This window comes from Nocardiopsis ganjiahuensis DSM 45031, from assembly GCF_000341085.1.
Classification (GTDB): Bacteria; Actinomycetota; Actinomycetes; order Streptosporangiales; family Streptosporangiaceae; genus Nocardiopsis; species Nocardiopsis ganjiahuensis.
Map to the genome: position 1 here is coordinate 71174 of NZ_ANBA01000009.1, position 22236 is coordinate 93409.

The 22236-nt window shown below is 71.0% G+C and carries 16 protein-coding genes and 1 riboswitch; of the genes, 2 read left to right on the forward strand and 14 right to left on the reverse strand.

The window, feature by feature from the left end; all coding sequences use genetic code 11:
* Nucleotides 1-282: 282 nt before the first annotated feature.
* The 8 genes from gcvP to D458_RS0111645 all read right to left on the reverse strand — a co-directional run bounded on the left by gcvP (nt 283) and on the right by D458_RS0111645 (nt 13572).
* Entirely contained in the window at nt 283-3180 is a 2898-nt protein-coding gene (gene gcvP, locus D458_RS0111610; RefSeq protein ID WP_017586921.1) for an aminomethyl-transferring glycine dehydrogenase, read from the reverse strand.
* A gap of 97 nt (nt 3181-3277) precedes the next feature.
* Nucleotides 3278-3368: riboswitch (glycine riboswitch) on the reverse strand.
* Between the two features lie 233 nt (nt 3369-3601).
* Nucleotides 3602-4090 (reverse strand): MerR family transcriptional regulator, encoded by a 489-nt coding sequence (locus D458_RS33390; RefSeq protein ID WP_017586922.1) that lies wholly within the window; start codon nt 4088-4090, stop codon nt 3602-3604.
* A gap of 466 nt (nt 4091-4556) precedes the next feature.
* Entirely contained in the window at nt 4557-5030 is a 474-nt protein-coding gene (locus D458_RS0111620; RefSeq protein WP_017583139.1) for a bifunctional nuclease family protein, read from the reverse strand.
* A 168-nt stretch (nt 5031-5198) separates the two neighbouring features.
* Nucleotides 5199-5741: an FHA domain-containing protein gene (locus D458_RS0111625; RefSeq protein WP_026119212.1), complete on the reverse strand. Its 543-nt coding sequence runs from the start codon at nt 5739-5741 to the stop codon at nt 5199-5201.
* Nucleotides 5742-6367: 626 nt separating this feature from the next.
* The gene (locus tag D458_RS0111630) at nt 6368-8872 is read right to left on the reverse strand and encodes a mannose-1-phosphate guanyltransferase (RefSeq protein WP_017586923.1); all 2505 of its coding nucleotides are present in this window, start codon (nt 8870-8872) and stop codon (nt 6368-6370) included.
* Between the two features lie 245 nt (nt 8873-9117).
* A complete protein-coding gene (locus tag D458_RS0111635) occupies nt 9118-9873 on the reverse strand; it encodes a CDP-alcohol phosphatidyltransferase family protein (protein WP_017586924.1) in 756 nt (251 codons plus the stop codon).
* Between the two features lie 294 nt (nt 9874-10167).
* Entirely contained in the window at nt 10168-11973 is a 1806-nt protein-coding gene (locus tag D458_RS0111640) for a carbon starvation CstA family protein (protein ID WP_017586925.1), read from the reverse strand.
* Nucleotides 11974-12171: 198 nt separating this feature from the next.
* Nucleotides 12172-13572 carry a flavin monoamine oxidase family protein gene (locus D458_RS0111645; protein ID WP_017586926.1) on the reverse strand — a complete coding sequence of 467 codons (1401 nt, stop codon included), beginning with the start codon at nt 13570-13572 and terminating at the stop codon, nt 12172-12174.
* Nucleotides 13573-13825: 253 nt separating this feature from the next.
* Between D458_RS0111645 and D458_RS34825 the strand changes: the two genes are divergently transcribed.
* Nucleotides 13826-15553, forward strand: a complete 1728-nt coding sequence (locus D458_RS34825; RefSeq protein ID WP_017586927.1) for a hypothetical protein — start codon at nt 13826-13828, stop codon at nt 15551-15553.
* 15 nt (nt 15554-15568) lie between these two features.
* Here the strand turns inward: D458_RS34825 and D458_RS0111655 are convergent, their stop codons facing one another.
* Together D458_RS0111655 and D458_RS0111660 are read right to left on the reverse strand one after the other, a co-directional pair.
* Nucleotides 15569-16153 carry an SRPBCC family protein gene (locus D458_RS0111655; RefSeq protein ID WP_017586928.1) on the reverse strand — a complete coding sequence of 195 codons (585 nt, stop codon included), beginning with the start codon at nt 16151-16153 and terminating at the stop codon, nt 15569-15571.
* A gap of 223 nt (nt 16154-16376) precedes the next feature.
* The gene (locus D458_RS0111660; protein WP_017586929.1) at nt 16377-17600 is read right to left on the reverse strand and encodes a hypothetical protein; all 1224 of its coding nucleotides are present in this window, start codon (nt 17598-17600) and stop codon (nt 16377-16379) included.
* Nucleotides 17601-17800: 200 nt separating this feature from the next.
* On the opposite strand from D458_RS0111660, the gene D458_RS0111665 reads away from it, so the two are divergent.
* Complete coding sequence (locus tag D458_RS0111665; protein WP_017586930.1) at nt 17801-18376, forward strand: chorismate mutase; 576 nt, start codon at nt 17801-17803, stop codon at nt 18374-18376.
* 7 nt (nt 18377-18383) lie between these two features.
* Here D458_RS0111665 and D458_RS0111670 read toward each other — a convergent pair whose 3' ends face one another.
* The 4 genes from D458_RS0111670 to D458_RS37560 form a co-directional block, all read right to left on the reverse strand.
* Nucleotides 18384-19568, reverse strand: coding sequence for an amidohydrolase (locus D458_RS0111670; RefSeq protein ID WP_017586931.1), 1185 nt, complete (start codon nt 19566-19568; stop codon nt 18384-18386).
* A 187-nt stretch (nt 19569-19755) separates the two neighbouring features.
* Nucleotides 19756-20727, reverse strand: coding sequence for a PRC and DUF2382 domain-containing protein (locus D458_RS0111675; RefSeq protein ID WP_017586932.1), 972 nt, complete (start codon nt 20725-20727; stop codon nt 19756-19758).
* 285 nt (nt 20728-21012) lie between these two features.
* Complete coding sequence (gene thyX, locus D458_RS0111680) at nt 21013-21810, reverse strand: FAD-dependent thymidylate synthase (RefSeq protein WP_017586933.1); 798 nt, start codon at nt 21808-21810, stop codon at nt 21013-21015.
* A 284-nt stretch (nt 21811-22094) separates the two neighbouring features.
* On the reverse strand, nt 22095-22235 hold the full coding sequence (locus D458_RS37560; protein WP_017586934.1) for a GPGG-motif small membrane protein: 141 nt from the start codon (nt 22233-22235) through the stop codon (nt 22095-22097).
* Between the last annotated feature and the right edge of the window lies 1 nt (nt 22236).

A 22236-nucleotide genomic window follows, 5' to 3' on the forward strand; every position in this document is an offset into this window, starting at 1 on the left:
ATGGGGGTGTCGGGCCCGGGCGATGGGGAGCACGGACCGTAGGCGTGACCGCTACCGGTGTCGTGGCGACCGGTGGCGCTGCAACTCTAACGCGCCGTCCCGCAGGGGATCGGGGCCCGTGGGGCGGGTGTCGGCTCCCGTGGTTGTTCCCCGATTCCACTTCCGGTTCGCCCGAGTCGGACCTTTACTTCGTAGATTCACATTTGGGCGGAAAAACGGGGCGCCTCCCTCACGGGTCGGCGCCCCGCTCTCCCCGGAGCCCGCGTCCTCGGCGCTCGCTCCCTACAGCTCGAAGGCCTCCGGCGGCGGGCAGGAGCAGACCAGGTTGCGGTCACCGTAGGCCTGGTCGATCCGGCCGACCGGCGGCCAGTACTTGTCCTGGCGCAGCGACGGCAGCGGGTAGACCGCCTCCGAACGCGTGTAACCGTGCTTCCAGTCGTCGGCGGTGACCGCCTCGGCGGTGTGCGGGGCGCCCTTCAGCGGGTTGTCCTCCGCGTCCCACTCGCCCTCGGCCACCCGGTCGATCTCACCGCGGATGGCGATCATCGCCTGGATGAACCGCTCCAGCTCGGCGAGGTTCTCGCTCTCGGTGGGCTCCACCATCAGCGTGCCGTTGACCGGGAAGGACATGGTCGGCGCGTGGAAGCCGTAGTCCATCAGGCGCTTGGCGACGTCCTCGTTGCTGATACCGCTGGCCTTCTGCAGCGGACGGATGTCGATGATGCACTCGTGCGCGACCAGGCCGCCCGCACCGGTGTAGAGCACCGGGTAGTACGGCTCCAGGCGCTTGGCCACGTAGTTGGCCGACAGGACGGCGGTCTCCGTGGCCGAACGCAGGCCGTCGCCGCCCATCATCCGCACGTAGGCCCAGGAGATGGGCAGGATCCCCGCGGAGCCGAACGGCGCCGCCGAGACCGGGCCGACCCCGGTGTGCGGGCCCGCCTCGGGCTGCTCCGGGTGGTTGGGCAGGAAGCCCGACAGGTGCGAGCGGACCGCGACCGGGCCCACGCCCGGACCGCCGCCGCCGTGCGGGATGCAGAAGGTCTTGTGCAGGTTCAGGTGGCTGACGTCCGCGCCGAACTCACCCGGCTTGGCCCAGCCGACCAGCGCGTTCAGGTTGGCGCCGTCGACGTAGACCTGGCCGCCCGCCTCGTGGACCAGGCGGCAGACCTCGGTGATGGTGTCCTCGTACACGCCCGCCGTGGAGGGATAGGTGACCATGATGGCCGCCAGCTCCTCGCCATGCGCGGCGGTCTTGGCGCGCAGGTCCTCGAGGTCGACGTTGCCGTCGTCGTCGCAGGCCACCACGGCCACCCGCATGCCCGCCATGACCGCGCTGGCGGCGTTGGTGCCGTGCGCGGAGCTGGGAATGAGGCAGACGTCGCGGTGGTCGTCGCCGCGCGAGCGGTGGTAACCGCGGATCGCCAGCAGACCGGCGAGCTCGCCCTGCGAGCCGGCGTTGGGCTGCAGGGAGACCGCGTCGTAGCCGGTGACCTCGGCCAGCCACCTCTCCAGGTCGCGGATGAGCGAGACGCTTCCGGCCGCCTGGTCGAGCGGGGCGAACGGGTGCAGGCCCGCGAACTCCGGCCAGGTGATGGACTCCATCTCGGCGGTGGCGTTGAGCTTCATGGTGCACGAGCCCAGCGGGATCATCGTGCGGTCCAGCGCAAGGTCGCGGTCGGACAGGCGGCGCATGTAGCGCAGCAGCGAGGTCTCGCTGCGGTGGGTGTTGAACACCTGGTGGGAGAGGTAGTCGACGCCGCGGGCCAGGTCGGCGGGCAGGCGGTCGGCGTTCTCGTCCACGGTGACCGGGCCGCGCTCGGCGCCCCGGTCGGCCTCGCCGAAGGCGGCCAGGACACGGTCGAGATCGGCGACGGTGGTGGTCTCGTCCACGCTCAGGCCGACCGTGCCCTGGCCGGCGTGGAGCAGGTTGATCCCGGCCTCCAGGGCGCGCTCCACCACGCGGTCGGCGTTGGGCACCCGCACGCGCAGGGTGTCGAAGTAGGCGCTGTGGACCACCTCGAAGCCGCGCTGAGTGAGCGTGTCGGCCAGGGCGGCCGTGCGGGCGTGGACCTGGCGGGCGATCGCGCGCAGGCCGTCGGGGCCGTGGTAGACGGCGTACATCCCGGCCATGATGGCCAGCAGCACCTGAGCGGTACAGATGTTGCTGGTGGCCTTCTCACGGCGGATGTGCTGCTCACGGGTCTGCAGGGCCAGGCGGTAGGCGGGCTTGCCCGCGTTGTCGACCGAGACGCCGACCAGGCGCCCGGGCAGCTGGCGGCGCAGCTTCTCGCCCACGGACATGTAACCGGCGTGCGGGCCGCCGAAGCCGAGCGGGACACCGAAGCGCTGGGTGGAGCCCACCGCGATGTCGGCGCCCAGGTCCCCGGGGCTGCGCAGCAGGGTCAGGGCGAGGATGTCGGCGGCGACCACGGCCAGGGCGCCGCGCTCGTGCGCCTGGGCGATGACGGCGCTGGGGTCGCGCACCACACCGCTGGAGGCGGGGTACTGGACGAGGACGCCGTACACGTCGCCCTCGGGCAGGCCCTGGGTCAGGTCGGCGACGACGACCTCGATGCCCAGGGGTTCGGCGCGGGTGCGCAGGACCTGGAGGGTCTGCGGGAAGACGTCGGAGTCGACCACGAAGACGTCGCTCTTGGCCTTGGAGGCCCGGCGGGCCAGGGTCATGGCCTCGGCGGCGGCGGTGGCCTCGTCAAGGAGGGAGGCGCCGGTGATGGGCAGACCGGTGAGGTCGGAGACCATGGTCTGGAAGTTGATGAGGGCCTCGAGGCGGCCCTGGGAGATCTCCGGCTGGTAGGGCGTGTAGGCCGTGTACCAGGCCGGGTTCTCCATGATGTTGCGCAGGATGACCGGGGGCGTGATCGTGCCGTAGTAGCCGCGGCCGATCATCGTGGTGTTGACCTTGTTGCGCGCGGCCAGGTCGCGGAGCTCGGCCAGGGCCTCGGCCTCGCCGATGGCCTCGGGCAGGTCGAGCGTCGCGCTCTGGCCGGGCGAGGAGAGGATCGACTCGGGTACCGCCGCGGTCATGAGCTCGGCGGTGGAGCCGTAGCCGACCGTCTTGAGCATCTCCGCGGTCTCGGCGGGGGTCGGGCCGATGTGGCGGTCGGCGAAGACCCGGGCTGGAGCGCCCGAGGTGGGGACGTTCGACGGGTCAGGCACGGAGACCTCCTGGTGACAGGGCCGATCGGGTCGGCGGTGTTCCTCACGGTCTCCCCCTCTGTCACCGGGCACAGCGGTGCCGAGGCTTCAGAGCGGCCTACTCCGCGCGGTCCATGGTGCCTGAGAGGTTACTGGGGAGTATTGCCCCGTCGGCGCCCCGTTGCCGAGGTCTCTCCCGCGCGGTATCAACAGCCTGCTGACGCTCTGTATATGTAAACAACCAGGGAGAATGTCGGTTTTCATCCCTGTCGCGACTACGACCGTACTCGATCAGCCCTCGAACCACCGAGTCAGGGCGCACCTTTTCGGCAGATCCTACGGACGTTCCCGCCGGTCACCGCGCACACGCGTGACCGCCCTCACAGGGAGAGCGGTCGCACGGCCGCCGATCGACGGCCGGTTCGGGGTCCGGCGGCCGGGCTCAGCCGGTACGCCGCTCCCGGCGGCGCCGGGCCAGCTCGTCCACGGGCTGGGGGGCAGCGGCGGGGAGGTCGGCCCGCTCCTCGGCGGGCACCACCCCCAGGGCCTCCTCCAGCTCGCGGGAGACGTTGGCCAGCGCCAGACCGAACATGCCCTGGCCGCGCTGCATCAGGTCCACGACCTCGTCCGGCGAGGTGCACTCGTAGACGCTGACGCCGTCGCTCATGAGGGTGATCCGGGACAGTTCCGCGGCGGGCCGGCCGCGCAGGTGGTCGACCGCGGTCCGGATCTGCTGGAGTGATATCCCGGTGTCCAGGAGCCGCTTGGCGACCTTCAGCATCAGGATGTCCGGCAGGCTGTACAGGGGGGCGTTGTGGGCGCCTGTGCGCACGCTCGGCTCCACCAGGCCGGTCCTGGCCCAGTAGTCGAGCTGTCGATAGGTGATTCCCGCGGCCGTACACGCCGCTGGGCCCCGGTACCCGACGTCCATAGGCAGCGCCACCACGTCCTCTTCGCACAGTAGGCCCTGCTGCCCCGCTAGCCGCAGCGCGGACCGCCTGTCCTGGGGATCCCGCTTGCCGCTCGCTACCGCCACGCCGACCTCCGGCTTCTCGTCCCACGGCGGCATCGACAGGGGAAGGTCCACTCAGGGAATGGGTGCGCCGTGGGTTTCACAGCACTGACCGTAGGACGACCGCACGGCAGCGTCAACGAAGCCACGCGGCGCGTCGCCAAGTGCCCACGGCAACGGAGCCGCGGCACCGGGCCCGGCAGGACCCGAACCCGCACGACGGTTTTCGGCTGCACCCCCCACGTCCGTTCCCTTCACCCAATCTACCATCGGCCCGTCTGGCATAGCTGCAGGTCAAGTCCGTGTTCTGGGGGGATCACCCGATCACCCAGGACACATGCCCGCGAACGTACGACGGGGCCCGCAGTGGGCGGACCCCGTCGTGTCACGTACTGCGTCGGCCGAAATCCTCTGGCGAGATGTTGTCCAGGAACTCCCTGAACGCCTCGACCTGGTCCTCCTGCTCGTCCGGGATCGGCATCCCGGCCTCCTCGATCACGTCCTCGTGGGCGTAGATCGGGGTGCCCGTGCGTAAAGCCAGGGCGATCGAGTCCGAAGGCCGGGCGCTGACCTCCACACCGTTGCTGAAAACCAGCTCGGCGTAGAAGATGCCGTCACTCAGGCCGGTGATGTTCACCGTCTCCAGCCCCGTGTCCAGTGCGTCCAGGACGTCCCGGAACAGGTCGTGAGTGAGCGGGCGCGCCGGCGCCACCCCCTGTTGGGCGAGCGCGATCGCGGTGGCCTCCACCCCGCCGATCCAGATCGGCAGGTAGCGGTCCCCCTCGGATTCCTTGAGCAGGACAATCGGCTGGTTCGAGGGCATCTCAACCCGGACGCCGACGACCTCCATGTGCTTCACAGCGGCTCCGTCCCACGAGTCGTCATGCCGGATGGGCGCTCGTCCCTGCTCCCCCGTCGAATCAGGATCCCGAGGGCAAAGCCACCCTTCGTTACAAAGCTCTCCGGAGGCGGGGGGCCGCAAACCTCTTCGGCCCTCCCACCCCCGTCGACCGTGGTCAGCGCACCGTCATCGGCGCGGCTTGGTCAGCAGGACCATGCGGAACTTGCCGATCTGGATCTCGTCCCCTCCGCCCAGTTCGGCCTCGTCCACGGGTTCCCTGTTGACATAGGTCCCGTTGAGGCTGCCGACGTCGCGGACCCCGAAGCCGTTGCCGCGGCGGAAGAACTCCACGTGGCGTCGGGACACGGTGACGTCGTCGAGGAAGATGTCGCTGTTGGGGTGTCGGCCAGCGGTGGTCACGTCGCTGTCCAGGAGGAAACGGCTCCCGGCGTTGGGGCCTCGCCGGACCACCAGCAAAGCGGTTCCGGGCGGAAGGGCGTCGGTGCTGGCGGGGTCGTCTCCGCCGAGCTCGTCACCCGATTCCTCCTCCTCCAGCGCCTGTATACCGGAGATGGAGATGGTCGACGTGACATCTCCCGCGGAGTCGCCGCCCGAGTTGGGCCGTGGGCTCTGCTGTTCGGCCCTGCGGACGGGGGTTCCACAGTGGGAGCAGAAACGGGCATCATCCGCAACGGCGTGACCGCACTGCGTGCAGTAAACGCTCGACATAGGTCGGCTCGGCCTCCTACCGCACGGGGCGGTGCTTGATTCGGCTGATCGGTGGCGCGTCCCGGACGTCGGGCGGGCACCGTGCCCACACACCGTCCGGAACACGGTGAGACGGTCCGCTGTCGCGGCAGCGGAACAGCTCACACGGTCGGTCGCTAGGTCTCATCCCCCCTGTTGTACTCCTTGTCACCCCCCGTTGGGTGTCCGCCGTTGCCGGGATTCCCGGGGCGGGTGGTGACGCGGTGCTTCAGGGAACACTCGACTTTAAACCATATCCCTGTCCAGACAGGGTTTTGCTCCCTCTCGGCCCGTTGCGAACACCTCCGGGGCGCCCGTGCGACGGGGTTGGGCCGCGTCGGCACCTGGGGTGCCGCCTCGGTCCCGGAACGGTCTCGGACAGGCCTCGCAGGAGACCAACACCTGTTCTGGGGCAGATGCCCGGTCCGGCCGTTTGGTTCTCCGGATTCCCGGGTGGATTTTCGCGAACCTCCCGCCCAGGCGCTGAACTGGACTTCTGTCCATTTTATCCCTGGGTTTCACGGGATGAGAAGCCTTGTCCGAAGCAGAGTCCCGAACACGCCGCGTGGGCGCGGACGGCGTTCCGCCCGCGCCCACGCGGCGTTCCGTCAGCCCTCGGCCCGCTCCACCACGGCCGCCCACTCGTCGAGCAGACGTTGCGCGGTGTCCGAATCAGGACCTTCGGCCCAAAGATGGGTCACGGCCTCGGCGGTGTCCGGCAGGACCAGCGCCCAACTGCCGTCGGCCTCGATCACCCGAACCCCGTCCGTGGTGTCGAGCTCGCGCTCACCCGCGGCCTCCACGACCGCGCGCATCACGCTCCCCTTGACCGCCCACGGCGTGGGCACCGAACGGCGCAGCAGGTGCGCCCGGGGGATCGCACGGTCGATCTGGCCCAGCGAGCGCCGGGTCCGCGCCACCAGTCCCAGCAGCCGCACGAAGGCGGCGATGCCGTCACTGGTGGGGCTGAACTCGGGGATGACGAACCCGCCCCGGCCGTCACCGGCGAAGATGATCTCCTCGCCCTCGGAACGGGCCGCCTTGGTCAGCTCGTCGGTGGCGGTGGCCGTCCAGAGCACCTCGACCCCGTGGAAGCCGGCCACCTGCTCGGCCACCCGGGTCGTGGTGACCGGCAGCGCCACCCGGCCGCCTCCGCGTTCGGCGGCGACCAGGTCCAGGACCACCAGGAGCGCGCGGTCGTTGTCCACCAGCTCGCCGTTCTCGTCCACGATGGCCAGCCGTTCCGCCACCGGGTCGAAGCGCACACCGAAGTCGGCCCCGGAGTTGGCGACCAGTTCGCCCAGCCGCTCCAGGTCCCGCATCTTCTTGGCGACGGTGTCGGTGGGCGAGTCCTCGTCCAGCCGGTTGTTGACCGTGAGCACGTCCACGCCGATCCGACCCAGCAGTGAGGGCAGGATGAGCGAGCCCGTGCCGCCCGCGCAGTCGACCACGATCTTCAGCTGGGCCTCGGCCACCCCGGAGGTGTCCACGGCCCGCAGGAGCTCGTGGGAGTAGTTCTCCACGTTGCGCGAGGGGAAGGACAGCTCACCGATCTCACCGGGGAAGGCCCGCCGGTACTCGGCCCGGGAGAAGACCCGGTCGAGTTTGCGCTGGGCCCCCGGCGAGAGGTCGGCGCCCTCACCGTCCAGGAACAGGATGTCCACGGACTCGGGGTCGCCCGGGCTGGTGCGCACCGTGATGCCGCCGCTGATCCCGCTCTGGGACGTGTGGAAGCGCGCCACCGGCAGCGGCACGACCTCCAGGTCCCGGACGTCCATGGCGGCGGCCGTGAGCGCGCTGATGATCGCCCGCTTGAGCGTTCGGGCCGCGCGCGAGACGTCACGGGAGGTCGTGACCATCGCGCCCTTCTTGAGCGTGGTGGCGTAGGCGTTGGCCAGCCGGACCGCGAGCTCGGGCGTGATCTCGACGTTGATCAGGCCGGACACGCCGCGGGGGCCGAACAGCGAGCGCTGCCCGCGCGACTCCCAGACGACGTTGGTGCTGACCACCGCGCCGGCCTCGATGGTCTTGAACGGGTACACCTTGACGTCGTTGTTGACGTACGCCTCGGACTCGATGACGCAGTCCTCGCCGACAACCGCGCCCTCCTCGATCCGGGCGGCGGCCATGACGTCGGTGTTCTTGCCGATCACACAGCCGCGCAGGTTGGCGCCGCGGCCGACGAACACGTTGTCGTGGAGCACGGTGCGGTGGCAGAAGGCCTCCGCGCGCACGACGGCGTTGCTGCCGAGCACGGTGAACTCGCGCAGCTCCGCGCCGGCCTCGACCTTGGCGTAGTCGCCGATGTAGAGGGGGCCCTTCAGGACGGCGCTGGTGTCGACCTCCGCGCCCTCGCCGACCCACACACCCGGGGACACCTCGAAGCCGTCGATCTCCACGTCGACCTTGCCCGAGAGGACGTCGGCCTGGGCGCTGAGGTAGCTCTCGTGGGTGCCCACGTCCTCCCAGTAGCCGTCGGCGACGTAGCCGTAGATGGGTTCGCCCTCCTCCAGCAGCTCGGGGAAGACGTCACCGGACCAGTCGACCACCTCGCCCGCGGCGACGCGTTCGAGCACCTCCGGCTCCATGATGTAGATGCCGGTGTTGACGGTGTCGGAGAAGACCTGACCCCAGGTGGGCTTCTCCAGGAAGCGCTGGACGCGCCCCTGGTCGTCCACGATGATGATGCCGAACTCCAGCGGGTTGGGAACCCGCTTGAGGGCGATGGTGACCTTGGCGCCGCGCTCCTTGTGGAAGCGGACCATGTCGGTGAGGTCGATGTCGGTGAGCGCGTCGCCGGAGATGACGATGAACGGCTCCCCGCGCAGGTGTTCCTCCGCGTTCTTGACGCTGCCCGCGGTGCCGAGCGGAACCTCCTCGGCGACGTAGTGGAGCTTCATGCCGAGCTCCTCGCCGTCACCGAAGTAGTTGCGGATGAGCGTGGCCAGGAACTGCACGGTGACCACGGTCTCGGTGAACCCGTGCTTGCGGAGCAGGCGCAGCACGTGCTCCATGATCGGCTTGTTGACCACCGGCAGGAGCGGCTTGGGCTGGTTGGCGGTCATGGGGCGCAGGCGCGTGCCCTCGCCGCCCGCCATCACCACGGCCTTCATCGGGGGTGTCGGGGCGGTTGCCGCCTCTTCCCCGGACGCGGCGCCGGGTGAGGCACCGGGGGTGACGTTGGATGTGGTCATCGCCGGGACCTCCGAACGGCTGGGCCGTCAGGAGGCGCGGCGGGGGGTAGGTGCTCGGAACGCGCGCCGGGGCGCGCGATGGGACATGTTCTCATGGCGGAGATGACACTCCCTCTCGATCCGACAGGACTCTGGTGAGCCGGTCCGCCGGTTCGCTCGGTGGATCAGGGCCTGGTCCTGCCCTGATCCGGTAGGCCCGGTACGTCCGGGCCCTCGGGTGCCGCGCCGGGGTTGCCGTCAGCGGTCTCCGGTGCGGTTGGATCGGGTCGATCCGCGCTGTGGCCGCGCGCTCGGTCGCTGTCCCGGGAACCCGTGCGGAGGCCCGTGCGATCAGCGCGTTCGTCGCGGCGGGTCTGGTCGATCAGTCGCAGCCCCTGTACGGCGTAGAGCAGTCCGGCCCACCAGTAAAGAGCCGTTCCCCACAGGGCGAAGGCCCAACCTATAATCCGCGCCACATCTCCCACGATCGACGCGTATCCGGCGATGAACAGGAGCGGGAAGGAGTAGAGCAGGCAGAGCGTGGCGGCCTTGCCGGCGAAGTTGACCGGCAGCGGTCCGTAGCCGAAGTGGCGAAGCAGTGGGAGCGCGCCGAGGATGATGAGGTCGCGCAGCACCAGGATGCCCATGAGCCACCACGGGATGATGCCGCGCAGCACCAGGCCGAGCAGGGCCGCGAAGATGTAGAGGCGGTCGGCGAGCGGGTCGAGGATCTGGCCCAGTTTGGAGGCCTGGTCCCAGGCCCGGGCGATCTTGCCGTCCAGCCAGTCGCTGATTCCGGCCAGGGCGAGCACGAGCAGCGCCCACCAGTCCGCCTGCGGCCCCAGGATGAGCCAGAGGAACAGCGGAACCCCCAACAACCGGAGCATGCTCAACAGGTTGGGAACCGTCCAGATGCGGTCACTGACCACCGGGCCGGCCACGTCGCCCCCCGCCTCGTGTCTGCCTTCTTCCGCGGATCGCCCCATAGCGCCAACGATAACGGGCGGGACCGTCGTTTCCCGCCACCTCGCCCTCCGCCGGACCCAGATGCCCGGCGGACGCCCGCACCCTAATCGTATCGTGTACGGACTTCTCCCGTGACCCGGGAACAACCTGCGCTTTCACTGCCGGAAGGTGCTGATGTGACGGGAGGGGAACCTGGGACCGGTCAGGCTCGTGCACGCCGCCGGGAGCGGGTGAGCGGGCGCCCGGGCCGGGCGCCCGCCCACGACCGGTCAGGCCTGTTCGTCGCCTCGGGGGGCCTCCTCGGCCACCGCGCTCTCCCCCTGCGGGGAGCCCTGTCCCCCGGCCGACCTCTCGGCGAAGGCCTTGCGCAGGGCGAGGAAGGCCTCCACCATCATCCACACCGCCAGGACGAAGATCACGAGGTCCAACGGGGCGAGCACGAAACGCTGCATGGGGTCGGTGCTCATCGCGAAGTCCCACAGCTGGACGACGAGGGCCCACGAGGTCATCACGGCGAGGAACACCAGGGGCACCAGGATCGCGACGGGGTTGCGCCCCCTCTTGGTGACCCACACCGCGATGACCGACAGCGCCAGGCCGGCGGTCAGCTGGTTGGTGGTGCCGAAGAGCTGCCAGAGGGTGCCCGCCGCGAAGTTGCCGGGGACGAGCGCCAGGCCGAAGGGGATCGCCACCGCGATCAGCGTGGCGGCGGTGATGTTGCGTGCCAGGAAGCGCGCGGAGCGCCGGAGGACACCGCCTTCGGCGGCCCGCTCCTGCACGATGGCGCTGATCTCCTGGATCGTGTAGCGCTGGAGCCGGACCGCGGTGTCCAGGCTGGTGGCGGCGAAGCTCACCACGACCACCGTGGCGAACACCAGGCCCACGCCCTCGGGGACCCCGATGTTGGCCGCGAACCCGGCCACGCCCTCGACGAAGCGGCCCGCGGGGTTGGTGCCCGCCGCGGCCCAGTCGACGTAGATGTCGGTCCACGCGGTTCCCTGGTTGGCCGAGAAGACCATGATCCCCGCGGTGCAGGCCAGGATGGAGCAGACCGCCAGAGCGCCCTCACCGAGCGAGCTCAGGTAGCCCACGTAGCGCGCGTCGGTCTCCTTGCCCAGCTGCTTGGACGTCGTCCCGGAGGCGACCAGGCTGTGGAAGCCCGACACCGCGCCGCAGGCGATGGTGATGAACAGCAGCGGGAAGATGGGCGGGCTCCCCTCGGGCAGCCCGCTGCGGAACGCGGGGGCCTGGATGGTGTCCATGCCCACGACGATGCCGACCATGATGACGAGCAGGCCCAGCACCATCTGCTGCTGGTTGATGTAGTCGCGGGGCTGCAGGAGCATCCACACCGGCAGCCGCGAGGTGAAGAAGGTGTAGACGAAGATCAGCACCAGCCACACCAGGGTGGGGTCGGCCCCCACGAGGTCCGCGAGCGGGTCCACGGTGATGGGCAGGGCCTGGCCGAGCGGGATGCACGCGTAGATGACCAGCAGGCTGATCAGCGAGGGGACGAGCGCGGCGCTCCGCCTGCGGTAGACGACCTGTCCCACTCCGATGGCCAGCGGGATGGTGACCAGGACGGCCAGCACCGCCTCGGGGTTGGCGATGAGCAGGCCCGTGATGATCACCGCGAACACCGCGTTGACCATGGTCACCAGGAAGAAGATGATCAGCAGGAACAGGATCCTGGCCCTGGTGCCGATGACGTCCTTGGCCAGTGCCCCGATGCTCTTGCCCCGGTGCCGCACCGACACCACGATCGCCCCGAAGTCGTGCGCGCCGGAGGCGAAGATCGTCCCGAGCACCACCCACAGGAGCGCCGGTCCCCACCCCCAGAAGACCGCGATGGCGGGCCCGACGATCGGTGCCGCTCCGGCTACGGAGATGAAGTGGTGGGCGAAGACGATGTGCTTGTTGGTGGGGACGTAGTCGATCCCGTCCTTGTAGGCGTGGGCGGGGGTGACGAAGTCCGGGTCCAGGGCGTAGACCCGTTTCGCCAGGTAGGTCGAGTAGAAGCGGTACCCGAGGGCGAACAGCGCCAGGGATCCCAGAAGGACTGCGACGGCGGGCATGGGGGGTTCCCTCACATTCGTGGCACCTGGTGCGAACGGGGAGACGAAGGCCGGTGCCTCACTGGTACGTATGCAACTACGCGAAGCTAGCACGTGACTTTCACCACAGAGAAGTGTTTCTCCCCGGGGAATCCGCCGCTCCCCCACCGGAGGCGCCCCCACCGCCACCCGGGCGGTGGGGGCGGTGAGGCAAGCGCGTCAGCCGGCGGCGAGGATGCGTTCGGCCTCGCGCCGCCCCGACAGAAGGGCCCCGTGCACCGTGGCGCTGTGCTCGACCTCGGTGGCCTCGCCCGCGAAGAAGACACGTTCACCGATCGGCTCGCCCAGCGCCGTGTGGTCGCCGTCCCCGGAACCGACCGCGGTGAAGGAGAAACCGCCCCTGGCGAAGGGGTCGTCCATCCAGTGCGTGAGGTAGTGGTCGATCGGGTCCGGCGCCTTCTTGAACATGCCGCGCAGGGAGGCCATGGCGTGCTCGACCACCGCCCCCTCGTCCATCCCGGCCAGGAACCGCGCGGCGTTGCCTCCGTTGCGGCTGACCAGGACCGGTTCGCCCAGGGCGTTCTGCCCGGCGTACCAGTGGAACCAGGTGCCCTCCTCGGTGCCCAGGTGGACCAGCACCTCGGCGTCGCCCCAGAAGACGTCGTCGAAACGCAGGAAGAGCTTCTCCAGGCGGCCGTTGCCCAGGCGCTCCAGGGCGGCCTGCTTGTCCGCGGGCAGGTCCGGCACGAAGCCGACCCGGCCCGACTGGAGGACCCCGAGGGGCAGGGTGACCAGGACGCGGTCAGCGGTCAGCGTCTTTTCGCCGTCGGGGGTGTCCACCCGCACACGGGCACCGTGGTCGTCGTGGGCGACCTCCAGGACCACGTGTTCCAGGCGCACGTCCAGGCCGCGGGCGAGGTGGTCGGTGAGCTGTCCCATCCCGTCGGGGAAGACCACGTCGTCACCGCTGAACTCGTGCCGGGAGCCGACCGCGGTGAAGGCGATCTCCTCGGCGTCCGCCCCGTGGTCGGCCTCGGCGATGCGGTGGACGATCTCGGCGGCGTCCCTGGCCCGGGAGCGCACGAGGTTGACGTCGTAGAGGGCGTGGTTGATGCCCTCCTCCATGGACTCCTCGGGGCTCGCCCGGACCGTCGACCAGTACATGTGTTCGTGGAGGAGGTTGACGTCCTCCATGTTGCGGCTGTGCCGGTCGAACAGGAGCCTGCGGCCCTTGGGGTCGTAGGCGGTCTCGGTGGAGCGGTTGAACACGGTGGTGCGCGCTCCCGCCTCCTCCACCAGCCGGGACAGCGGGTTGTTCTCCTCCCCGCGCATCCAGGAGGCGCCCACGTCCAGGGTCGTGCCGTCCCAGGTGCGCACCGAGTGGATGCGGCCCCCGACGCGGTCCCGGGCCTCGACCACGGTGACGCGCTCTCCCTGGTCGGCCAACCGGTCCGCGGCGGCCAGTCCGGCCATACCGGCGCCCACGACGATGGTGTGCCCCCGGCCCGGACCGGCCTCGCGTCCGCGCGGTTCGGGCTCGGCACGGGCGCCCTCCCCCTGCTCGGGCTCTCCGCCGGAGACCTCCCCCTCGGTGGTCTCCGCGCTCACGTCCTCACTCATCGCACTCCCCCTCCGCCGGCGTCCGACAAGTGCGACCCTAAGCTCCCGGTCTGTCCGGACCAGGGAGGACACACCAGAAGAGCCCGGCCGGGACGCCGGGGAGAGCGCCTGGACCGCCCTTCCCGGAGGGGGCCGCCCGGGACCTCCCCCGCACACAGGGTGTCTTCCGGACGGCCTCCCCTTTCGCCGCCGTCGGGAACGCACGCTAGAAACGGAGGTGTCGCTCCCGACCCGATACACGGAAAGACCGCTGATGCCCCTTCACTCGGCAGGCCGCCCCGAGGACCTCCCGCCCCCGTCCGTCCTCTGGGCCAGGTCCGGGACACTCGCCGCGCTGGAAGCCGGAAGCAACCGTGACGGCGGCCCGACCCGGCTGGAAGGCCCCGCACTGGTCCACGACGACCGCGGCGGCGCCGAGTGGCGGCTGGTCCGGTGCGGCGCCGACCGCGCACTGCTCGTGGGCTACGACAACGACTTCAGCGACTCCCCGCGCTCCGACCGGCGCCCGGTCGACCTGTTCGCCCAGGGGCCGGACTGGTTGCCCTGGGGGTGGATCGCCGATCTGGAGCGGCGACTGCACAACATCGGCTACGTCTACTGGTGGGAGGACGGGCGCTGGGCGCGCGGCCCCTACCCCGACGACTGGCAGGACGACGGTACGCGGTTCGGCGGAACCTCCTGGGTCGAGGTCGGGGTCGACGAGTTCGTCGAACGCCTGCTCGACGGCTATCCGCCCGAGGAGGAGGTCTGCGGCGACTGGCCCGCCCCCGTGCGCTCCCTCCTGACGGCGGCCGTGGAGGGGGCGGTCGGTGAACCCGCCGTGGCCGGGGTCGCCCGTGTGCTGGACCGCGTGAACCGGACCAGGCGCGAGGAACTGGACCTGGAGGATGATGAGGAGGACGAGGACGAGGTGACCCTCGACCCGGCCGCCGTCGTCGCGCACGCCGCCCGCTACGGGCTGACTCCGGGCACGCGCCGCCCCGGACTGGCGCCGGGTTCGGGCCGCCCGCCTCGCCCCTCCCGCCCGGTGGTCAGCGAGGAGGAGTGGGCCCTGCTCGTCGGCCACGAGATGCGCCGGGCCCGGGAACGGGAGCGTCCCGCGGTCCCGGAGACCGAAGAGCTGCGGCAGTTGGTGGCCTGGGTACGCGCGAACGCGCTGGACGGCGCCGGGGCAGCCGTGCTCGTGGACGGCCACACCGACCCGCGCCTGCTCACCACCGCCTCCGGGGAGCGGTACGTGGACCGGGACGGTTCGCTGCTCCGGCTGCTGGCACCGGTGCGGGAGGCCGAGGCCGACCGGCACGGGCAGCGCTGGCTGTACCTGCGTCTGACCGTGACCGCCGACGGACACAGCGCGGAGCGGGCCTATGACCACTGGCCGTCGTGGGCCCCCGGGGAGGAGGTCTCGCTCCACCAGTCCCTGTTCCGGCTGCGCACGGAGTACACCCGGATCGTTCCCGAGCGCCGGCCCGGATGGGCCGGCCTGCTGGAGGAAACCACGCGGGAGCGCCCGCCCGCGCCCACCCCGGTCCGGGAGCCCAGCCTGCCGTTGGAACCGCTCGGCGCCGAGGACCGGGAGGAACTGCTGGGAAAGGTCCTCGACCGGCTTCCCCGAGTCGGCGACCGCTACCGGGAGGTGGTCCTGGAGGCGTCCTACCTCGCCGGGTACCGCCGGGTGCGGGTCGTCGCCACCACCGCGGACGGGGAGCGGCGCGGACTGTGGCCGCACCACCAGATCCCGCCTCTGCTGGGCCGGCTCCGCGCGGGCTCCTACGAGCCGGACCGCGGTACCTGGTTCGGCTTCCGGATGGCCCTCACCGGCGATGGGCGCGGCGTGGAGTACGACGCCGGGGAACCCGCCTTCGAGTCCGACCCGACGGACTGGAGCTTCGCCCTGGACCAGGTGTACTATCCGCGCTCGGCCGAGCACACGCCGCCCTGGCTGCGTGCACGCCTGGAGCGGGCACGCGAACGCGGGTAGCCGGAGCCCCGGAGGTCAGGGTTCGACGTGCGCGGCGAGGTTGGCCAGGGACGAGGCGAGTCCGGCCGCGTGGTCCCCGGGTGAGATGCCCGGAGGCACACCGGTCGCCTCGACGGCCACCCGTGTGCCCTCCGGGACGGCCTCGAGCCGCCAGGTCATCGTCATCGTCCCGGAGAGGTCGGGGTCGTCCGAGGCGAAGCCGACGCGCTGCACGATCCGTTCGTCGGGGACCAGCTCCACGAACCCGACCTCGGTGACGTCGGTGGACTCCGTGGTCTTGCCGAGCCCGGCCCGGGCGTCGAGGTAGGTCAGCACCATGCGGAACCCGCCGCCGGGCCGGGGCTCGAAGCGCTCGATCCGGCCGGTCATTCCCTCCGGGGGCAGCCAGGCCTCCAGGGCCGCGGGCTCGGTCATGGCGCGGTAGACCTCTGTCGGCGGCGCCTCGACGATCCGCTCGCCCCGGTCGACCCGCTCTTGTTCCCGCTGTCGTCGGCCCATGGTGTGCACCCGCTTTCGGTAGTCCGTGTCCGGACCCCGACGGTAGCGCGGGCCGGTGACCATCCCCTGGACGGTGACGGTCTGCGGAGCGGCGGTCGGCACTCTTCCCACCCACCGCCGCCCCCGCGTGCGCGAGCGGCTCCGTCCAAGCCGCTCCGGGCACCCGGGTGGCAGGGCCCGGGCCCGTGTGGTCGCCGGGGGAGGCGGTGGCGCCATCGTCTCCCCCGGCTCTCGCCCATCCGGAAACCTAGTGCGCAAGGCTTTCAGATTTCTTCTGCCGGGCTCCGCCACCCGCGGCACGGTCCCGGACCGTGCCGGCCCTGGGTCAGCAGGTGTTGTCCCGGCTGTTCTGCCAGGTGATGTCACGCAGGACGGTTCCCTCCGCGCACGGCTGCTCGTTGATCGCCGTGTCCACGACGGTCAGGTTCTCCAGGGTGACACCCGAGGTGTTGGCGAACTCGTCCCGGGCGGCGAGCCGGATGTCGCCGGGCCCCTCGACCGTCCCTCCCGCGAGCGTGACGTTGTGGCAGTTCTCGATCAGGACCGCGTTGCTGCCGGTCCCGGAGATGTCCACGTGTTCGATGACGGCTCCGCCGCTCTCCGAGACGCAGAAGATCCCGCGGCCGCCGCCGCGCGCACGGACCTCGCCGACCCGGATGTTGACGGGGTATCCGTCCGCGACCCTGCCGTTGCGGTTGGCCATGCGGAAGGCGGCGTATCCGGTCCCCGCGCCCGCGTTCACCGCGTCGACGAGCCCGATGTCGGCGTTCTCGGTGTCGTTGAGCAGCAGGCCCGAGTAGGCGGTGTCCCGGGCCGTGAGGGTGCCCACCGTGAACCCGTCGACGCCGTAGGTCTCCACGCCGTGGTTGTCGGTGCCCGACACCCGGACGTCGTCGATGCTGATGTTGCGGGCCTGCCGGACGGCGTCGTTGTCCCTGCTGTCGATACGCATGCCGTGGCCGCCGGACATGTCCAGGTCGACCTGCCCGAAGTGGACGTCCTGGGCGCTGCGGACGAAGACTCCGAAGTAGGGCGAGCCGCTCAGGGACAGGTGGGGCACGGACACGTCGCTGACGTTGCGGATCCGCACGGCGGCGTTGTCCGCGCTCACCGCCCCGGTCACGTCGATGGTGCCGCACACCTCGAAGGACGTGTGGCTGGGCAGGTCCAGGGACGCGTTCCCGGGCACCGACCCGGATCCGCGGACGACCACGCTCTCCTGCGCGGTCCGGCCGGGGTCGAGGCTGTCGACCGCGGCGCGCATGGCGGTGAGCATGTCGGAGCCCTCGTGGACGACGCCCCCGCCGTGGCGGACGGTCCAGGTCGAACCGTTGAGTTCGGCCTCCGCGTCGTAGGTTCCCGCGCCGCACTCGGCCGCGGCTCCGTCCGTAGCCGGGACTGCGGCGGAGGCGCTCTGGAGCTCGGGTTCCGGGCCCGGGCCGGAGGGGACCAGGGTCGCGGCCGCCACCCCCAGACCCGCGACCGCGGCGAGGGCCGCGGCCGGCAGGGTCCAGCGGGGACGTGGTCGGTTCCTGTGTTCGGATCTCATGCTGCTCCTCGTGTGCGGGCCCGTAGGGCTGGGGGTCACGATCACGGTGCGGAACGGTTTCCGTACCGTGGGTTCCGGAAGCTAGCACGGAAAGCGGTTTCCCACTACCGGTCCAACCATCGGCCCCTCAATCCGCCTTTCACCGGATCCCACATGATCGGATACTCTCCGTAGTCACTTCGCCCTGAGAAGGAGCCCTCGTGCACCTGTCCCGAACCCCGTCGGCCCTGGCCCTGGCCGCCCTCCTCAGCCTGTCGCCCGCGGCCGCGCTCGCCTCTCCTGCCTCCACCGCTCCCCCGGCCGACTTCGACACCCTGGTGGGGCTGTCCGCCGAGCGGCTGGAGACCGCGGAGGCGGTCGCCGCGGCCAAGTGGCACACCGGCTCCCCGGTCGACGACCCCGCGCGTGAGGAACAGGTGCTGGAGGCGGCACGGGAACAGGCGGAGCGGTCGGCGACCGACCCCGAGCACGCCGCGGCGGTCGTCCGCGACCAGATCGAGGCGCACAAGACGGTCCAGCACACGCTGCACGCGCGGTGGACCGTCCTGCCCGACCGGGCCCCGGCCGAGGAGCCCGACCTGAGCGAAGTGCGCCCCGAGCTGGACCGGATCACCTCCGGACTGGTCCGGGAACTGGCCGCCACGGAGCGCGGGCGCGCCCGCGCCGACTGCCCGGCCCGCCTGGCCCTGAGCGCCGACCGGGACGCGCGCGAGCGGGGTTCGGACGCGGTGCACACCGCCGCGCTGACCCGGTCCCTGGCCTCCGTCTGCGTCTGAGGACCCCTCAGACGAGTCGGCCCCGCCTGGCCACGACCCGGCCCGCGCGCACCACCGCCTGGCGCTCGGGCAGGTCCACCACGACCTGGGGCAGGCACTCGCCCTCCACCAGGAGGAAGTCCGCGGGGGCGCCCGCCTCGAAGTCGGCCCGGGGCAGGCCGGCCAGTGCGGCCCCGTCGTGCGCAGCGGTGAGGAAGGCGTCCGAGAGCTGCTCGTCGAGCCGGGCCCTCGATGCCTTGGCCAGCAGGTGCGCGCGGTGCAGCATGTCGGCGTCGCCGAAGGGGCTCCAGGAGTCGCGGACACCGTCCGATCCCACCCCGACCCGGACGCCGTGTTCGCGCAGGCGCGCCACCGGCAGGACCCGCTCCGGGCTCGGGGCCACGGTGGTCAGTGCGATCCCGGCCTCGCCGAGGGCCGCGGCCAGGGTGTCGAAGTCCTCCTCCGCCCCGGTCATGCCGAAGGCGTGGCTGACCGTGACGTTGCCGCCCAGGTCCAGGGCTCGGGTGCGTTCGATGATCGCCCGCATCGTGCGCGCACCCACGGGGCCGCTGTCGTGCAGGTGGATGTCGACCCCGACCCGGTACCGGTCGGCCAGGCCGAACACGAGGTCGAGCTGGCCGTCGGGGTCGCCGTCGAAGCCCTCGGGGTCGATCCCGCCGACCAGGTCGGCCGTCCCGGTGCGCAGCGCTTCCTCCAGCAGGGCGTCGGTGCCGGGCGCGCGCCGGACCCCGTGCTGGGGGAAGGCGACGATCTTCACGTCCAGGGCGTGCGCCAGGCGTTCGGCGGCCGTCCTGACCCCTTGGAGGCCTTCCAACCCGTAGGCGGGGGCGATGTCGGCGTGGGCGCGCATGGCCCGGGTGCCCCGGGTGACGGCGTGGCCCATGAGGCGCTCGGCCCGCACGGCGACCGAGGTGGGGGTATTCCGGAAGACCTCGGCGTCCTGCTCGCCCAGTTCGGCGATCCCGCGGGCGGGGCGGCGCGTGTACCAGGGCTCGCCCCAGGTGGTCTTGTCCGGGTGGATGTGCGCGTCGACCAGCGTGGGGAGGGCGATCCGCCCCCCGCAGTCGACCACCTCGGCGGCGTCCCCGCCCGCCTCGGCGGACACCCGGCCGTCGGCCACCACCAGGTCCACGGGCTCACCGCCCATCGGCCGTACGTCCCGAAAGATCGTGGTGCGGTTCTGTTCGGCCATGACAGCCCTCCCGATAGTGGTATACCAACATCTGGAGGATGCCAGAACCCGCGGGCGGGCGCGTCTCAGGGGTGTTCACCGGGACCGAACCTGTTCCCGGCGAAGAGGAGCGGCCCCTCGGTCGGGAGGGGCCGCTCTGTCTTCCAGCTACGCCGCGGTGACGGCCGGAGCCGTCAGGGCACGGGGATCACGGCCGGGGCGGTTCGTCGTCCTCGCCCTCGAACTCGATCCGCTCCTTGCGGAGTTCGCCCTCGACGTGCTCCTCGCGGGTGACGTCCCGCTTGCGGACGTGGATCTCCTCGACCGGGACCTCCTCCTTGGAGACCACCGGACGCTCCTCGTAGAGGGTGAAGACCTCCTCCCCCTCCTCCATGTGACCGGAGTCCATCACCTGCGAGGGGTCGGTGATGGGCCTGCGCTCCACCTCCAGCTCCTCGTGGTGGAGCGGGACCGTCTCGTCGAAGCGCTCGGTGTCGACGTGCTTGCGCATCCGCGCCTGCCCGCCCTCACGCCGTTCGACGCCGATGTCCACCTGCTCCTCGTGGCGAATGACCGACCGGTCCTCCATGTCGGTGCCCGGTCCCCCGAGCCGCTCGTTGGCGCGCGGGTCGGCGAGCGGATCGGCGGTCTCGCCGTAAGCCGAACCGGTCATCGCGTCGGCCGGGTCGCCCCCGTGCATCTCCGGCTCGTCCCCGCGGCCCTCGCGCCCGCCCGGGAGGCCTTGGCCGCCGGCCCACTCCGGCATCTCCTGCCCGACCGGGACCGTGCCGGGCATCTGGCCCGCCACGTGCTCGTCAGAGGTTCCGGCGGCCGTGTCGGACTCTCCCCGCGCCTGCTGCGGGAACCCGCCCTGCCGGGCGAAGTAGTCGCGGACGAGCTCCTCGTCCTCCGGGGAGATGTGCCGGTCAGCGTCGACCTGCGGCGCGTCCTTGACCGTGTCCTTGTCGTAGGGGATCTGGATGTCCTCCTCCATCGGCTGCGCCCCCTGGAGGGGGACGAGGGTCTCCTTGAGACCGAACAGCCCGGTGTGGACCGACACCCAGCTCGGCTTCCCCGTCTGGTCGTCGAGGTAGACCTGCTTGATCTTCCCCACGTTCTGGCCCTCGGTGTCGAGCACACGGTGGCCGACGAGGTTCTCGGGTACGAGTTCACCTGTCACGGAGCTTCCCCTTCCTGGTCCGCTGCGGATGGGGACGCGCCCGCCCCCTGGATCCACCCGGCCTCTACCCGGTCAGAAGGCCGGTACGGGCCTTTCCGCCACTCCGTGTACGAGGAAGTACCGTCCCTAGACCACGCTTTTGACCTGGGCCTCTCCCTGTGGCCTGCCCGTGGGGGGCCGCTGGTCGGCCGTTGGTGTCGTACCGGTCCCCACCCCTGGAGACGGCGCGGCGCCCGCCCCGGGGATCCGGGACGGGCGCCGTCGTGTTCGTTCAGCGGGCGGAGGTCAGACCTTGCGGTGCTGGGGGACCCAGACGCCGTCCTCGACGGTGTAGTCGCCGAAGAGCGCGGGGGCCTCCTCCTTCAGGGTCTCGCCGATGAGGTTGAACAGCAGGCGGATCTCCTCCTCCGCACCGGGGGCGGTGCGGGCCTCCAGGGTGTGGCGCAGGGTGCGCACGTTGGCGGTCCACACCAGACCGGTCGCGACGCCCTCGGGGGCGAAGCGGCGCATGAAGGAGGTCTTGTGCTTCTTCTCCGCGAACTTCACGCCCTCGTCGTCCAGCCCGAAGTGCTCGGCCATCCAGAACTGGAACTCCTCCATCTGCTGGAGCATCGCCGTGGCGCGCTCCATCAGCTCCGGGTCCTCCTCGGCCCAGTCGGGGAACCAGAACGGCAGGTCGGTCAGGCGCACGAAGCGCAGCGACTCCTGCGAGACGGCCACGCCGGGCCGGTGGCGGATGAGCTCGTGGGTGAGCACCCGCGAGACGTTGTGCAGCACGAAGCTGAAGCTGACGTGCTCCAGCACCGAGCCGTGCAGGCTCGCCAGGATGTTGCCCAGGTAGGCGTCCTGGTCCTTGCGCACGCGGGTGACGTTCGGGTTCAGACCCGGCTCCCACGAGCGGTAGCACAGGCGCCCGGCGAACTCGGCGAGGTTCTGGGGGTCGTTGAGGTGGGCGTCCAGCTCACCCCGGTCGAACCGCTCCAGCCACGCCTCGCCGCCGACCTCCTTGAGGTAGTCGGTGATCGCGTCGTAGTCCACCTGCGGACGTGCAACCAGGCGGACCTGGGGCTCGACCTTCTTCACAGCACCCTCTTCTCGCAGCTCCCCGCCCCAGGGCACACTTCAGGGCCATGACCAGGGTTTTCCGGGGCACGGAAGAGTGTGTGGGGCTGGGCCGATTGACCTCCCCCGAGGGTACACGTCCGGCGCGGGAGCGAGGTCGGGCCCGCAGCGAAACCGCGGCGCGGGGGCCGACCTCACAGAGACGGGGCCGGGTACCCGACTCGCGCGACAGCGCGGTCGGGTACCCGGCCCCGGACCAGTATCGGCAACGATTCACTGAGAGGGGTCAGGGGACCTGTCATCCGCTAGAAGCCGTAGAAGTAGCCAGGTGCCACGAACAGGCCGACCACGATGGCGATGATGCCCCAGAGGAGCTGACCGCGAAGCACGCCCAGAACGCCGGCGACGATAAGGATGATTCCGAGGATTGAAAGCAAAATACCCATA

Excerpts from the sequence above, each read along its gene's own strand:
- D458_RS33390 (WP_017586922.1), bottom strand. The coding sequence starts at position 4,090 with ATGGACGTCGGGTACCGGGGCCCAGCGGCGTGTACGGCCGCGGGAATC.
- D458_RS0111625 (WP_026119212.1), bottom strand. The coding sequence starts at position 5,741 with ATGTCGAGCGTTTACTGCACGCAGTGCGGTCACGCCGTTGCGGATGAT.
- D458_RS0111630 (WP_017586923.1), bottom strand. The coding sequence starts at position 8,872 with ATGAAGGCCGTGGTGATGGCGGGCGGCGAGGGCACGCGCCTGCGCCCC.
- D458_RS0111640 (WP_017586925.1), bottom strand. The coding sequence starts at position 11,973 with ATGCCCGCCGTCGCAGTCCTTCTGGGATCCCTGGCGCTGTTCGCCCTC.
- D458_RS0111645 (WP_017586926.1), bottom strand. The coding sequence starts at position 13,572 with ATGAGTGAGGACGTGAGCGCGGAGACCACCGAGGGGGAGGTCTCCGGC.
- D458_RS34825 (WP_017586927.1), top strand. The coding sequence starts at position 13,826 with ATGCCCCTTCACTCGGCAGGCCGCCCCGAGGACCTCCCGCCCCCGTCC.
- D458_RS0111660 (WP_017586929.1), bottom strand. The coding sequence starts at position 17,600 with ATGAGATCCGAACACAGGAACCGACCACGTCCCCGCTGGACCCTGCCG.
- D458_RS0111670 (WP_017586931.1), bottom strand. The coding sequence starts at position 19,568 with ATGGCCGAACAGAACCGCACCACGATCTTTCGGGACGTACGGCCGATG.
- D458_RS37560 (WP_017586934.1), bottom strand. The coding sequence starts at position 22,235 with ATGGGTATTTTGCTTTCAATCCTCGGAATCATCCTTATCGTCGCCGGC.